Origin of the sequence: Croceibacterium soli (genome assembly GCF_009828065.1) — a bacterium.
GTDB classification, from domain to species: domain Bacteria; phylum Pseudomonadota; class Alphaproteobacteria; order Sphingomonadales; family Sphingomonadaceae; genus Croceibacterium_B; species Croceibacterium_B soli.
In genome coordinates, this window is sequence record NZ_WTYK01000002.1 from 1 (window position 1) to 14,161 (window position 14,161).

Consider the following 14,161-nt stretch of genomic DNA (forward strand, 5'->3'; position numbering starts at 1 on the left):
GACAGTCGTGCCTCCCCGCTTATACCCGGGGGACCTACCGTCCGTTTATGTTGGCGACCGAAGCGGCGAGAACCGGTAGAAACCAGCAGCACCCCGTCGGTGAGAGGGCATATATGGAGGGGCTTTCGAACCGTCAACCCCGATCCTCACTTTTCTTGTTTTTCCCGGACCGCCCGCCTGTGCGGCAGGTTCAAGGGGCTTCCGCAGCCCGGCTCCACTAGGAGGAAGCGCGGCGCTCCGGTAGGAGAGCGCCCACATCCGCACCCGCTTCCTTCCCTTGCTCAGGTACAAAATGTCCGCACAACTCGACCGGCTCCTCTCGATCATGTCCCGCCTGCGCGATCCCCACACCGGGTGCGAATGGGACCGGGCGCAGGACTTCTCCACGATCGCGCCCTACACCATCGAGGAGGCCTACGAAGTCGCCGACGCCATCGAGCGGGGCGACATGGACGATCTCCGCGGCGAACTCGGCGACCTGCTGCTCCAGGTCGTGTTCCACGCGCGAATCGCCGAGGAGGCCGGGCACTTCGACTTCACTGAGGTGGCCCGGTCAATCGCCGACAAGATGGAAGCCCGGCACCCGCACATCTTCGGCGAGGCCGAGCACTCGGCAGGCTGGGAGGAACTGAAGGCGGCGGAGCGTGCAGACCGGGGTGCCCAAAGCGCGCTCGACGGAGTCGCCGCCGCGCTTCCGGCGCTGCTCCGGGCGGAGAAGCTGCAGAAGCGCGCCGCACGCGCGGGCTTCGACTGGCCGGACCCGGCGGGCCCGGCGGCCAAGGTCGTGGAGGAAGCGCAGGAGCTCGCCGAGGCGGCCGACCATGAACGTGCCGAGGAAGCCGGCGACCTGCTGTTCGCGGCGGTCAACCTGGTCCGCGCCTACGGCGTGGCGCCGGAAGAGGCATTGCGGGCAGCCAACCGCAAGTTCGAGCGCCGCTTCCGCGCGATGGAAGCCCTCGCAGGCGGGCAGGAGCGCTTCGCCGCCTTGTCTCTCGACGAGCAGGAAGCGCTCTGGAACGCGGTCAAGCGCGGCGAGCGCTGATCCTCAGAGCGAAGCGTAGCGGCCGAATTCCTTGGCGGTGAGCCGCACGTCGACTCGCCGGAGCGGCCCGTCCTCGTCCTCGCCCGCCTCCGCCTCTTCCAGAACTTCGCCGTGCGAATGCAGCCAGGCGATCCGAGCACCGTCCTTTGCCGGAACCAAGATGCTGTAGACCCGCGCGCCTTCGGTCAGCAGCTGGCTCACGCGTTCGAGCATCGGCTCCACGCCGAAACCGGTCTCCGCCGATAGCGGCAGCACATCGGGATCCTGCTCGGCCATCCCCGTCAGCTCTTCTCGCCGGTCCTCGTCGAGCAAGTCCCACTTGTTCCACAGCTCGAGGATCGGAACGCGGCTCTCGCCCCCCTCCCCTTCGATCACGCCGAGATCGCCGAGCACCCCGATCACCTGGCGTTTCTGCGCCAGGCTGTCCGGGTTGGCGATGTCCCTCACGTGGAGGATCACGTCGGCTTCGATCACTTCTTCGAGGGTCGCCCGGAAGGCGGCGACGAGCTGCGTCGGCAGGTCCGAGATGAACCCGACCGTGTCCGACAGGATCGCCTTGTCGACGCCGGGCAGCGAGATCGCCCGCATGGTCGGGTCGAGCGTCGCGAACAGCAAGTCCTCCGCCATGACGTCGGCCCCCGTCAGGCGGTTGAACAGCGTCGATTTGCCGGCGTTGGTGTAGCCGACCAGTGCGATCACCGGCCAGGGCGCCCGTCCGCGGCGCTTGCGGTGCAAGGCGCGCGTGCGCCGCACTTGCTCGAGCTCTTTGCGGAGTCGGCCCATCCGGTCGCGGATCATCCGCCTGTCGGCCTCGATCTGCGTCTCGCCCGGGCCGCCGAGGAAGCCGAAGCCGCCGCGCTGCCGCTCCAGGTGGGTCCAGCTCCGCACGAGGCGGCTCTGCTGGTAGTCCAGGTGGGCCAGCTCGACCTGCAGCCGGCCTTCGGCCGTCGCCGCCCGCTCGCCGAAAATCTCCAGGATCAGCCCGGTCCGGTCGATGACCTTGCGCTTGAGCTTCTCTTCCAGGTTGCGCTGCTGGATGCCCGACAGCGAGCCATCGACGATGACCAGCTCGGCATCCTCCAACTCGCACGCTGTGGCCATGCGCTCGATCTGGCCTTCGCCGAACAGAGTCGCCGGCCGCACCTGCCGCAGCGGCAGGACGAAAGCGTCGGCCACGACCAGGCCGATCGCCAGGGCGAGCCCTTTCGCTTCCTCGAGCCTTGCCTCGGGATCGACTCCGGCGCGCGCGCCGCGGATCTCCGGATAGACCACGAGCGCACGGGCGCCGCGGGCTACCTCGCCAATGTCTTCATCGAAGCTCAGCTTGCCTCGCCCCCACCGTCTTCGTCGTCCCAGTCGGTCGTCAGGTCGACCGGGGCGGCGGGCTGGATGGTCGAGACGGCATGCTTGTAAGCGAGCTGCACGAAGCCTTCGCGCTCCAGCAGCATGCAGAAGAGGTCATAAGCGGCGATCCGGCCCTGCAGCATGACGCCGTTGACCAGGAACATCGTCACCTGGACGCCGGCGTCGCGGACCCGGCTGAGGAACACGTCCTGCAGCAGGCGCTGCTTGCGGCCGCTGTCATTGGCGCTCGCGAACATTCCCGCGTCCACCGGTTGACTGGGCATGACCGTGGAGATGGCGTGCTTGTAGACCAGCTGCGACTGGCCGTCGCGGCGCAGCAGGATCGAGAAGTTGTCGAACCAGGTGACGATGCCCTGCAGCTTGACGCCCTTCACCAGGAACATCGTGACGGGCATCTTCTCCCGCCGTAGGTGGTTCAGGAAGATGTCCTGCAGGTTCGCGGCCTTGCCGCCGCCGGCTGCGGGACTGGGGGTCGCGGCCGCCTTCGGTGCCGGTTCACTGACGGGCTTGGGCCGAGCGGAAAGCTTTTCCTTTGCCATAAGGCGCACTCCTTCTTCTTTTTGGCGGCCGCTTGGCGGTCCGCATTCTGGCCCAGCGAGGAGCAGGGCCGATTCACGCAAGAGACTTCATGCCCTGCCCGCGCGATTCAGGAAATGCCTATTGCGGGTGTCAGTTCCGTGACTCTCGTAGCGATACCTAGTCGAGCAGATCCCGCTCGCCCATGCCCAGGAGCTTGAGCTTGCGGTGCAGGGCCGATCGCTCCATGCCGATGAAGCCGGCAGTCTTGGAGATGTTGCCCGAGAAGCGGCGAATCTGGATCCGCAGATACTCGCGCTCGAAGCTCTCGCGCGCCTCCCGCAGCGGCACGCCCATCAGCGCGGCGATGCCGTTCCCGTTTTCCGAGGAGCCGCCGGTGATCTCTTCCGGCAGCATGTCCGGCTCGATCGTCCTCATGCGGTCGCGCGGCGTCAGGATCACCGTGCGCTCGACCACGTTGCGCAGCTGGCGGACGTTGCCCGGCCAGTCGTAAGCCTGCAGCGCGGCCATGGCCTCGCTGCTGATCTCCGGCGCGGCCAGGCCTTGCTCGCGGGCGTAGCGGGTGAAGAAGTGCGTCGCCAGCGCGGGGATGTCGTCGCGCCGCTGGCCGAGCGAAGGGATCGCCACCGGCACGACGTTGAGGCGGTAGAACAAGTCCTCGCGGAAGTGCTTGTCCTCGATTTCGCGCTCCAGGTCGCGCGCGGTGGAGGAGACCACCCGCACGTCCACGCCGACCTGCCGGTTCCCGCCGACGCGCACGAAGCTCTGCTCCGTCAGCACCCGCAGGATACGGGCTTGCGTGCTCATCGGCATGTCGGCCACTTCGTCGAGATAGAGCGTCCCGCCGTCGGCCATCTCCAGCAGACCGGCGCGGACCAGCTTTCCGTCGGCCTCTTCACCGAACAGTTCCTGCTCGAAGCGCTCCGGCGTGATGCGGGCCGAGTTGACCGTCACGAACGCCTTGTCCGCCCGCGTGCTCCAGGCGTGGAGCAGCCGCGCGGCGACTTCCTTGCCGGCGCCGGCCGGGCCGGTGATCATCACCCGGCTGCCGGTTCCGGCAACCCGCTTCAGCGTGGCGCGGACCTGATTGATAGCGTTGGAGTTGCCGGTGAATTCGTCGGTCTGCACGAAGCCTTCGCGCAGCCGGGCGTTCTCGCGCCGCAGGCGCTCCGTCTCAGTCGCGCGCTCGACCAGCAGCAGCAGCCGCTCGGCCTCGAACGGCTTCTCGAGGAAGTCCATCGCCCCGCGGCTGACGGCGGAGACAGCGGTATCGATGTTGCCGTGACCGGAAAAGATGATCACCGGCATGTCCGGCTCGCGCAGCTTGATCGCGTCGAGCAGCTCGAGCCCATCCATCGCGCTGCCGTGGAGCCATACGTCGAGCAGCACGAGGCTCGGTCGGCGTTCGTCGACCAGTTCCAGCGCGCGGGTGCTGTCGGCCGCGGTCCGGCATTCGTAGCCTTCGTCGCTGAGCACCCCGGCGACGAGCTCGCGGATGTCCTTTTCGTCATCCACGATGAGGATGTCGAGCGCCATCAGATGTTCTCCGTCATTCTCATTCTGCGGCCTCTGCGTCGGCCGCGGCAAGGGGATCGCGGGCGAAGCGCAGCGTGACTTTGGTGCCGCCTTCCCCGGGTTGGGCGAAGCTCATCTCGCCGGCGTGCTCCTCGACGATCTTCTTCACGATAGCCAGGCCCAGGCCAGTGCCCTTCTCGCGCGTGGTCACGTAAGGTTCGAGGATCCGCTCAGCCCCCTGGTGCGGCAGGCCGACACCGTTGTCCGCGACCGTGACGGACAGGTAGCGCTCGTCCGCAGCCACCCCGACGGCGATTTTCCCGCGGAAGTCCGGCTCGGCATCGCGCCTCCTGGCCTCGATCGCCTCGGCGGCGTTCTTGAGCACGTTGGTCATCGCCTGGCCGAACTGGTGGCGGTCGCAGGCGATCGCCGGCAGCTCGCCTTCGGCCGAGAAGCTGTAGTCGATCTCCGGCCGGGCGACTTCCTGCAGGAACAGCGCCTGCCGCACGAGATCGACCGCATCCTCCTGGCGGAATACCGGCTTGGGCAGGCGGGCGAAGGACGAGAACTCATCCACCATCTTCCGCAGGTCGCCGACCTGGCGGATGATCGTCGCGGTCAGTTCCTCGAACAGTTCGCCGTCATGCTCGATCTGCTTGCGATAGCGGCGCTTGAGGCGCTCGGTGGCGAGCTGGATCGGGGTCAGCGGGTTCTTGATCTCGTGCGCGATGCGGCGGGCGACATCGGACCAGGCGGCCTGGCGCTGGTCGAGCAGCTGGCGCGTGATGTCCTCGAACGTGATCACCCAGCCCCCTGCCGCGGGCGCGAGCTTGACCGCCAGGGTCAGCAGTTCGCCGTCCCGGTTGGCATGGACCAGGCCATGATCGTTGCCGCTCTTGAGCAGCGCGGCGATCTCGGGAGCAATGTCCTCCAGCTTGAGGCCGAGCGGCGCCGCCGCCCCTTCGCCGAGGAGCAGGCCCTGGGCGGAGCTGTTCATCAAGCGGACCCCGCCTTCATGATCGACCGAGACGATCCCGGCGGTGACCGACTGCAGCACCGTTTCGATGAAGGCCCGCCGCTCTGCCAGCTGGCGGTTGGCGCCGACCAACGCGGCGGTCTGCTGCTCGATCTGGCCGGTCATGCGGTTGAAGGCGCGGTTGAGCAGACCGATCTCGTCGGGCCCGGTGCGGCCTTCGACGCGCAGCGCATAGTTGCCGCTGCCGACGCGGCGGGCGGCGGCAACGAGCTCGGTCAGCGGGCGCACCTGGCGGTCGGCGAAGCGCAGCGCGAACCACACCGCCAAGCCGACCAGCGCCAGAGAAACGACGAACAGCACAATGTTGAAGCGCAGCTGCATCGTGCGCGCGCGCTGGGTCAGCTGGTCGTACGACTGGATGACGCTTTGCGCCCGTTGCCACTGTTGCAGCGCCAGATCGTCCGAATTGCGGGCGTTGTAGAGGTAGATCCCGGCACCGGCGTCGATCACCGTAACGGCCTCGATCCGGTTCTGGCTGGCGCGGACGACCACGTCCTTGCCGGCCCGCAGTTCCGGCAGCGCGGCTTCCGTGGCCCGCTGCACGAGAGTGCCCTCCTGCGGATCGACGATCGCCGCGACGCGCAGTTCGCCGCCGGCCACTTCCTGCAGGATCGCGCTGCGGTCCAGCTCGCGCTGCAGCACCTGAAGCGAATAGCCTTCGGCGAACTCCGGACTATCGAGCGTAACCTGCTGCAGGTAGAAGCGCAGATCGCTGGCCATCGTGACGGTGTTGTCGGCGACGTTGCGCTGGTTCTGGTCGTAATAGCCGCGCGCCAGCTCGTTGGCGTTCTCCAGGATGCCGCGCGAATCCGCCGAGAACCAGAACTGCACGCCCGACTGGAACAGGATACTGGCGAACACCGCCACCAGCAGCGTCGGCACCGCGGCGACCAGCGAGAAGAAGAACACCAGCTTGACGTGAAGCCGCGCGCCCGAGTCCCCGGCCCGGCGTATGGCCAGGCGCCGCCCGCCCAATACGACAAGCGCCAGGGCCGATATAAGCGTCCCCATCAGCAGCGCAGCGGCCTGGAAAGGCGGCAACGGTTCCGACGGGTTGGCCGACCCCGACAGCGCCAGGTAGGCACTGGCGAGCATCACGACCAAAGCGATGCTGAACGCGATCTCGAGCCAGAGGAACAGATTGACCCGGCGCGAGGTAACCAGCGCGCGCCGCCACCAGCGCGGAAACCGGCGTAGGCGCGCAGGTTGCGCAGGCAGGGCGGCGTCAGCCATCGTTGCAAGCTTACAACGGGACTGTTGCCGGTTTGCAAGGGCTTTCTACAGCGAGGGCCTCAGCTTGCCCCGGAAAAACGATCGGGGTCGATCTCGAGCTCGCTGAGCCGCTTGCGCAGCGTGTTGCGGTTGATACCGAGCAATGCCGCGGCGCGTAGCTGGTTGCCGCCCGTGCGGGCCAGCGCGTGTTCGAACAGCGGCTTCTCGAAGGCCGCCAACGCCGCGTGGTACAGCGTTCCTTCGGCAGGCTGCGCCTCACCGAGCCAGGCCCGCAGCGCGTTGCCGAAATCGGCCTCGGCCGCGCTTTCCGCCGCCGGCGCTTCGGCCAGGAGCTGGGCAACGGCGGCGGCATCGATGGTGTCCTCCCGCGCCAGCAAGGCCGCCCGGTAGACCAGGTTCTTCAGCTCTCGCACGTTCCCTCGCCAGGGCTGCCGGGCGAGCAGTTCGGCGGCATTGGCGGAAAGCTTGCGCGATGGCAGCCCCTCCTTTGCCGCAAGCTGCAGGAAATGGCGCGCCAGCGGCTCGATATCCGCGGTCCGGTCGCGCAGCGCGGGAAGGCGGATCGGCACGACGTTCAGGCGGTAGAACAAGTCCTCGCGAAAGCTGCCGGCGGCGATCATCGGGGCAAGGTCGCGGTTGGTAGCGGCGACGATGCGGACGTCGATCGCCACTTCCTCGCGCCCGCCCACCCGGCGGATTCGGCCCGATTGCAGGGCGCGCAGCAGGCGGGTCTGCGCTTCCGCCGGCATGTCGCCGATCTCGTCGAGGAACAGCGTGCCGCCGTTCGCCTGCTCGAACTTGCCGATCGATCGCGTCACGGCGCCGGTGAACGCGCCCTTCTCGTGGCCGAAAAGCTCGCTCTCGATCAGTTCGCGCGGGATCGCAGCGGTGTTGAGTGCCACGAACGGGCCATCCTTGCGATGGCCGAGCTGGTGGATCGCCTCTGCCACCAGTTCCTTGCCGGTGCCGGATTCGCCCAAGATCAGCACCGTCAGATCGTTGCGCAGGACGCGCGTGATCATCCGGTAGACGTCCTGCATCGCGGGGCTTCGGCCGATCAGCGGCAGGCCTTCCGGGCTGTCCGCCCCCCCCTCGCCCCCGGCGTCGGACCGCTCGGCGGCCTGCCGCGCGGCGCGGACCAGCTCGTCCAGGTCGAACGGCTTGGGGAAGTACTCGAACGCGCCGGTGCCGGTCGCCCGCACTGCCGTGTCGAGCGTGTTCTGCGCCGAGAGGATGATCACCGGCATGTCAGGATGCGCGCGCTGCACCGGGCCGAGGGTCTCGATACCGTCCCCATCGGTCAGCATGATGTCGGTCAGCATGACATCGTAGCGGCCTTGCGCCAGTAGCCGGTCTCGGCCGGCGATGCTCTCGCAGCGATCGACGGTGAAGCCGTCTTCCTTCAGCGCGGCGGTGATGACGGTGGCGATCGCACCATCGTCCTCCACCAGCAGGGCGTTCCGGGCCATCGGCTTCTCCTAGCTCGCCATCGGCAACTGGACGCGGAAATGCGTCAGGCCCGCTGCTTCGTCGCGTTCGTGCGTGATGCGCCCGTTCATGTCGCGCACCAGCTTGTTGACCAGCGCGAGGCCGAGGCCCTGGCCGCCCGACTTGCTGCTGACGAATGGCTCGAAGATGTGGTCAGCCAGCGCCGGGTCCACACCGGGGCCGTTATCGGTCACCTGGATCTCTATAGGCAGCTTCACCGGCCGCCCGAGGCGGATGACGTTGAGCACCAGGCCGCTGACGAAGCGCGTGCGGATCGTGATCGTCGGTGAAGGCCGGTCACGGCTCGCGTCCCGCGCGTTGGCGAGGAGATTGATCAGGACCTGCACCAGGGCCCCGTCGTTGGCGAGCACGGGCGGAAGGGAGGGATCGAACTCCTCCTTCAGCGCCACGCCGCTCGTATCGGCGGCGAGGATCGTGTCGCACGCACGGCGGATCGCCTCGTGCAGGTTGAGCGGCGCCACCGGCTCCGGCTGTTCGCGCCCGAGCCGCTGCATCCGGTCGATCAGTTGCGCGATCCGGTCGACCTCCTCGGCGATCAGGCCGGTCAGCGCGCGCTCGCTCTCGCCCACCTTGCGGGCCAGCAATTGCGCGGCCCCGCGAATGGCCGAGAGCGGGTTCTTGATCTCATGTGCCAGGATCGCAGGTCCGCGAAGGGGAGCAGGCCGCTCCTCGTCGCCCGCGCCTTCGCCCTGCCGGGCGTCGGAGAATGTCAGCACCCGCCAGCCGGGATGGTTGGGCAGCGCGGAAACGGTGAGGTTCACCCGGTGCTCGCGCTCACCGACGCGGATCGCCACGCCGCGTGCGGTAATCTGCGCATCGGGCTCGGCAACGCGCGCGGCTATACGTGCGTCGCAGAAATCGACGATGTCGCCGATGGTCTGCCCGGTCAGCCGCCGGGCGCTGGCGCCGAGAAGGTCTTCAGCCGCGTGATTGGCGCTGCGCACCGCTAGATTGCTGTCGAGCAGCACCAGCGCAAAAGTCAGTCCGGCGATCTGGTCGGCCGCCGAGGGGGCGGCGCCCTCCCCCGCAGGGTCGCTCACGCCGCGCGGCGCCGCAGGAACGGCTCATAGAAGCGCTCGATCTCGCCGAGCACCTGGGCGGCGTCGTCGATGAAGTTCACGTGGTTCCGGAACTCGGCGGACCCGTGCATGCCCTTGGTGTACCACCCCAGGTGCTTGCGCGCGACTTTCACGCCGACGTCGCGCCCGTAGAGCTCGAGCATGCCTTCGTAGTGCTCGACCAGGATGCGGTACTGCTCGTCGTAGCCCGGCGTCGGCAGCGCCTCGCCCGTGCGCCACCAGTGCATGACCTGCCCGAGCAGCCACGGCTTGCCGTAGGCCCCGCGCCCGATCATCACGCCGTCGGCGCCGGACTGCGCCAACGCCTGCGCCGCATCCTCGACCCCGCAGATGTCGCCGTTGACGATCACCGGGATGGAAACCGCCTCCTTGACCTTGCGGATGAAAGCCCAGTCGGCCGAGCCGCGGTACATCTGGTTGCGCGTGCGACCGTGGACGGTGATCATCTTGACCCCGATGTCCTCCGCGATCCGCGCCAGCTCGGGAGCGTTCAGGCTGTCATGATCCCAGCCCATCCGCATCTTGACCGTGACCGGCACCGACACGGCCTTGACCGTGGCTTCCATCAGCTTCGTCGCCAGCGGCACTTCGCGCATCAGCGCCGATCCGGCGAAGCCGTTAGTCACCTTGCGTACTGGGCAGCCGAAGTTGATGTCGATGATCGCCGCGCCGCGATCGGCGTTGAGCCTGGCCGCCTCAGCCATGGAGACCGGATCGCAGCCGACCAGCTGCATGGAGACCGGCTCCTCGATCTGGTCCCAAGATGCTTTCTGCAGGCTCTGCCGGGTCTCCCGGATCATCGCCTGGCTGGCGATCATCTCAGTGACGTTGAGGCCCGAGCCGTAGCGGCGCACGAGCGTGCGGAACGGCATATCGGTCACGCCCGTCATCGGCGCGAGCACGACCGGGCAGTCGATCTGCAGATTGCCGACCGTGATCGGCCGGAGCGCCGGAGGGGGTGGTAGCGTCGTCATGGGAGTGGTGCCTAAAATGTGGGCAGCCGCATAGTGGATTGCTAGGGCTGCCGCAAGCCGCTAGCGGCCCGCCCTATGGCCTCGCTGCCTCCATTCGCCGCTGTGATCGTCGCCGCCGGCAAAGGCTTGCGTGCCGGGGGGCCGCTTCCGAAACAGTTCGCCGCGTGGCGCGGAAAGCCGCTGCTGCGCCATTCCGCGGAGACGTTCGCGAAGCTTGGGGCGTACCCCATCGTGGTGGCGATCCCCGAAGGCGCGGAGGAACTGGCGGCCGAAGCGCTCGCCGGAATCGACGGCCTGAGCTTCGTGAAAGGCGGCGCCACCCGCCAGCTCTCGGTCCGCGCCGCGCTGGAAGCCATTGCCTCCGCCGCGCCCTCGGCGATCCTGATCCACGACGCAGCGCGGCCCGACTGTCCGCCGACGGTGATCGGCCGCCTGCTTTCCGCCCTCGAAAGCCAGCCTGGCGCCATTCCAGTTCTGCCGGTCGTGGACAGCATCGCGATAGATCACGCCGGGCTGATGGCGGGTGCGGCGAACCGCGAGAAACTCCGCCGGGTGCAGACGCCCCAGGCGTTCCGCTTCCCCGACATCCTCGCGGCGCACCGTGCCTGGGCTGGTGCGGCGGAGGCCGGAGACGACGCCCAAGTCGCCCGTGCCGCGGGTCTGGACGTCGCCCTCGTCGAAGGCGACGAGCGCTTGCGCAAGTTGACCTTTGCCGGCGATTTCCGCACTGGCGCGCCAATGATCCGCATCGGCACCGGTTACGACGTCCACCGCCTGGCCGAAGGCGAGGAGCTGTGGCTGTGCGGCGTGCGCATCGAGCACGACCGCGGGCTCCTGGGCCACAGCGACGCCGACGTCGGGCTGCACGCCGTCGTTGACGCGATCCTCGGCGCAGTCGCCGCCGGCGATATCGGCCAGCACTTCCCGCCGAGCGACCCGCGCTGGAAAGGCGCCTCGTCTGACAAGTTCATCCTCCATGCAGTCGCGCTGGCGGAAGAAGCCGGATACCGGGTCGGCAACGTCGACGTGACCCTGATCTGCGAGGCCCCGAAGATCGGCCCGCACAGGGAAACGATGCGCGGGAAACTGGCGACATTGCTGAACGTTGATCTGGCGCAAGTGAGCGTCAAGGCGACGACGACCGAACGGCTCGGCTTTACCGGGCGCGGCGAAGGGATAGCTGCCCAGGCCGTCGCCACCCTGATTTCACGGGAGGACCCAGTGTGATGAAGCGCATCTCGAGAATGGCGGCCGTTGCGGCCCTCGCATTTACTTCGATGCTGCCCGCCGGCGCACAAGCGCAAAGCAGACTGCCCGATCTCACCGGTGACGAGGCCGCCGCGCTGGCCATCTATGCCGTGCCTGCCCTGATCGACGCGACCGAGCAGGCTTGCGCGGGCCGCCTGTCGTCCAACGGGTTCCTGGCCAAGCGCGGCCCCGCACTCGCGCAGCGTTATGCCGCACAGCAGAACGCCGTCTGGCCGAAAGCGCGCGGCGCCATGTTCAAGTTCGCCGCGGGCAAGGCCGCCGGCGAACAGTTGCGGATGTTCTCCAGCCTTCCTGACAACGCCGTACGGCCGCTTGTCGACGCGCTGATCCGCCAGGAAGCCGCCGCCCGCGTGGAGCCGAAGTCTTGCACGTACATCGAGCGGATGGCCGAAGCCCTCTCGCCACTCGAACCCGCGCAAGCCGGCAAGATCATGGGCGTCCTGTTCGACGTCGCTTCGGCCAGCGGCGAGCTTGCCGCCCGCGCCGGCGCAGCGGTTGGCCGTCCATGAGCGACTCGCTCCTCCCCGATGAGATCGTCGACCTCGCCCGCCGGGTGATCGAAGAGAACCGCGCCATCGGCCGCAAGATCGTCGTCGCCGAAAGCTGCACCGGCGGGCTCGTCGCCGCGGCGCTGACCGAGATCCCCGGCTCTTCCGCCGTGTTCGACCGCGGCTACGTTACCTACTCCAACGAGTCGAAAAGAGAATCCCTCGGCGTCGCCCGCGACGTGATCGACGCGTTCGGCGCGGTTTCGATCGCCTGCGTCTATGCGATGGCACAGGGCGCGCTGCAGCGCAGCGGGGCCGACGTGGCGGTCGCGATCAGCGGTATCGCCGGCCCGGAAGGCGGCTCGGCCCAGAAGCCGGTCGGCACGGTGGTCTTCGCCCGCGCGTTCCGCGACGCGGAGGAGCGCGACGCCGAATCGAAGCTGTTCGATTCCGAGGACCGGCGTGGCGTGCGCCTTCAGGCGACGCTGTGCGCGCTGGAACTCCTGCTGCCGTAAAGCTCTTCCGCGCGCGTCTCGAACGCGGCGACCATCTTGCGGAAGGCGCGGTCGAAGTACTGGCCGGCGAGCGCTTCGAACATCAGGTTCTTGAACTTGAACTCGACGCAGAAGTGGATCTCGCAGCCGCCGTCTTCGAGCGGTTCGAACTCCCAGACATTGTCCAGGTCCTTCAGCGGCCCGTCGACATAGATCACCTCGAGCCGTCGGGGACGCTCCTTGTAGACGCGCGAGGTGAACTTCTCCCGCAGCGCCTTGAATCCGACCAGCATGTCCGCGACCATCTCGGTTTCGCTGTCGGAACGCACCCGCGTGGCCACGACCCACGGCAGGAACTCGCCGTAGCGGTCGACATCGGCCACGAGGTCGAACATCTCCTCGCAGCTGTAAGGCAGCCGTCTGGTCTCTCGAATACCGGGCATCAGATCAGCCTTGCGTTCCGCTTGTCCTGAGTCCGATCCCGTTCGTTCCGAACCCAACCCTGCTCGTTCCGAACCCAACCCCGTTCGTCCTGAGCTTGTCGAAGGACCGTTTTTCTTCGAGCGTCGTGCTGAAACAAGGGCGGCCCTTCGACAAGCTCAGGGCGAACGGAATGGCGGAGCGGACGGGAGGGAGAGGGAGCCATCAGCCGAACTTCACCCCAGCCTGCTTGGCCAGTTTCGCTTCGCGCCGCGCCTTCATCTCGGCGAAGTCGTCGCCGGCGTGATAGCTCGAACGGGTCAGGGGGCTCGCGGCGACTTGCAGGAAGCCTTTCGCACGCCCGATCGCGCCATAGGCGTCGAAGGCCTGCGGGCTGACGAATTCCTCGACTTTCGCGTGCTTTGGCGTCGGCTGGAGATACTGCCCCATCGTCAGGAAATCGACATCGGCGCTGCGCATGTCGTCCATCACCTGGTGCACTTCGAGCCGCGCCTCGCCGAGCCCCAGCATGATGCCGGACTTGGTGAAGATCGCCGGATCGTGGGCCTTCACTTCCTCGAGCAGGCGCAGGGAGGCGTAGTAGCGCGCGCCGGGACGGATCGTCGGATAGAGCCGCGGGACTGTCTCCAGGTTGTGGTTGTAGACGTCCGGCCCCGCCGCGCAGATCGCCTCCACAGCGGGCCGCATCTTGCCGCGGAAGTCGGGCGTGAGGATCTCGATCGTGGTGTTCGGCGTGTTGCGGCGCAGGGCCTCGATCACTTTCACGAACTGCCCCGCCCCGCCGTCCGGCAAGTCATCACGGTCGACGCTGGTGACGACAATGTGCTCGAGCCCCAGCTTGGCGGCGGCGGTGGCGACATGCTCAGGCTCGAGCGGATCGACCATGCGCGGCATGCCGGTCTTGACGTTGCAGAAGGCGCAGGCGCGCGTGCAGACATCGCCCAGGATCATCACCGTCGCGTGCTTCTTGGTCCAGCACTCGCCGATGTTCGGGCAGGCCGCTTCTTCGCACACGGTGTTGAGGTTGAGGTCGCGCATCAGCTGGCGCGTCTGGTGATAGCCTTTGCTGACGGGCGCCTTGACGCGAATCCAGTCGGGTTTGCGCTGGCGCTCGGGCCGGGGCGCGCCCAGATTTGCCGGGGACAGGTCGTTCATGCAGCCCACTTAGGGAACCCTCTT

Annotated in this window: 13 protein-coding genes; 4 read left to right on the top strand and 9 right to left on the bottom strand. The window is 67.7% G+C overall.

Annotated elements, in window-relative coordinates; translation table 11 throughout:
• Window positions 1-292 precede the first annotated feature (292 nt).
• The gene (mazG, locus tag GRI75_RS03265; protein ID WP_160745543.1) at window positions 293-1,042 is read left to right on the top strand and encodes a nucleoside triphosphate pyrophosphohydrolase; all 750 of its coding nucleotides are present in this window, start codon (window positions 293-295) and stop codon (window positions 1,040-1,042) included.
• 3 nt (window positions 1,043-1,045) lie between these two features.
• On the opposite strand, the gene hflX is transcribed toward mazG, so the two are convergent.
• The 7 genes from hflX to dusB all read right to left on the bottom strand — a co-directional run bounded on the left by hflX (window position 1,046) and on the right by dusB (window position 10,290).
• On the bottom strand, window positions 1,046-2,314 hold the full coding sequence (gene hflX, locus GRI75_RS03270) for a GTPase HflX (RefSeq protein WP_328597919.1): 1,269 nt from the start codon (window positions 2,312-2,314) through the stop codon (window positions 1,046-1,048).
• 47 nt (window positions 2,315-2,361) lie between these two features.
• Window positions 2,362-2,946: an RNA chaperone Hfq gene (gene hfq, locus GRI75_RS03275; protein ID WP_160745544.1), complete on the bottom strand. Its 585-nt coding sequence runs from the start codon at window positions 2,944-2,946 to the stop codon at window positions 2,362-2,364.
• A 157-nt stretch (window positions 2,947-3,103) separates the two neighbouring features.
• On the bottom strand, window positions 3,104-4,480 hold the full coding sequence (gene ntrX / locus GRI75_RS03280; RefSeq protein WP_160745545.1) for a nitrogen assimilation response regulator NtrX: 1,377 nt from the start codon (window positions 4,478-4,480) through the stop codon (window positions 3,104-3,106).
• Between the two features lie 19 nt (window positions 4,481-4,499).
• A complete protein-coding gene (locus tag GRI75_RS03285; protein ID WP_160745546.1) occupies window positions 4,500-6,728 on the bottom strand; it encodes a sensor histidine kinase in 2,229 nt (742 codons plus the stop codon).
• A gap of 59 nt (window positions 6,729-6,787) precedes the next feature.
• Window positions 6,788-8,197 carry a nitrogen regulation protein NR(I) gene (gene ntrC, locus GRI75_RS03290; protein ID WP_160745547.1) on the bottom strand — a complete coding sequence of 470 codons (1,410 nt, stop codon included), beginning with the start codon at window positions 8,195-8,197 and terminating at the stop codon, window positions 6,788-6,790.
• A 9-nt stretch (window positions 8,198-8,206) separates the two neighbouring features.
• The gene (locus GRI75_RS03295; RefSeq protein WP_160745548.1) at window positions 8,207-9,277 is read right to left on the bottom strand and encodes a two-component system sensor histidine kinase NtrB; all 1,071 of its coding nucleotides are present in this window, start codon (window positions 9,275-9,277) and stop codon (window positions 8,207-8,209) included.
• Window positions 9,274-10,290 carry a tRNA dihydrouridine synthase DusB gene (gene dusB, locus GRI75_RS03300; protein WP_160745549.1) on the bottom strand — a complete coding sequence of 339 codons (1,017 nt, stop codon included), beginning with the start codon at window positions 10,288-10,290 and terminating at the stop codon, window positions 9,274-9,276. The genes GRI75_RS03295 and dusB overlap by 4 nt, the downstream gene beginning before the upstream one ends.
• A gap of 75 nt (window positions 10,291-10,365) precedes the next feature.
• Between dusB and GRI75_RS03305 the strand changes: the two genes are divergently transcribed.
• The 3 genes from GRI75_RS03305 to GRI75_RS03315 are packed head-to-tail and all read left to right on the top strand — an operon-like array spanning window position 10,366 to window position 12,562.
• Entirely contained in the window at window positions 10,366-11,517 is a 1,152-nt protein-coding gene (locus GRI75_RS03305) for a bifunctional 2-C-methyl-D-erythritol 4-phosphate cytidylyltransferase/2-C-methyl-D-erythritol 2,4-cyclodiphosphate synthase (protein ID WP_160745550.1), read from the top strand.
• Entirely contained in the window at window positions 11,517-12,068 is a 552-nt protein-coding gene (locus GRI75_RS03310; RefSeq protein ID WP_160745551.1) for a hypothetical protein, read from the top strand. The genes GRI75_RS03305 and GRI75_RS03310 overlap by 1 nt, the downstream gene beginning before the upstream one ends.
• Window positions 12,065-12,562, top strand: a complete 498-nt coding sequence (locus GRI75_RS03315) for a CinA family protein (RefSeq protein ID WP_160745552.1) — start codon at window positions 12,065-12,067, stop codon at window positions 12,560-12,562. Before GRI75_RS03310 ends, GRI75_RS03315 begins: the two co-directional genes overlap by 4 nt.
• Here the strand turns inward: GRI75_RS03315 and GRI75_RS03320 are convergent.
• Window positions 12,523-12,984: a type II toxin-antitoxin system RatA family toxin gene (locus tag GRI75_RS03320; RefSeq protein ID WP_160745553.1), complete on the bottom strand. Its 462-nt coding sequence runs from the start codon at window positions 12,982-12,984 to the stop codon at window positions 12,523-12,525. The genes GRI75_RS03315 and GRI75_RS03320 overlap by 40 nt on opposite strands.
• 202 nt (window positions 12,985-13,186) lie before the next feature.
• Complete coding sequence (gene lipA, locus GRI75_RS03325) at window positions 13,187-14,137, bottom strand: lipoyl synthase (RefSeq protein WP_160745554.1); 951 nt, start codon at window positions 14,135-14,137, stop codon at window positions 13,187-13,189.
• Window positions 14,138-14,161: the final 24 nt, after the last annotated feature.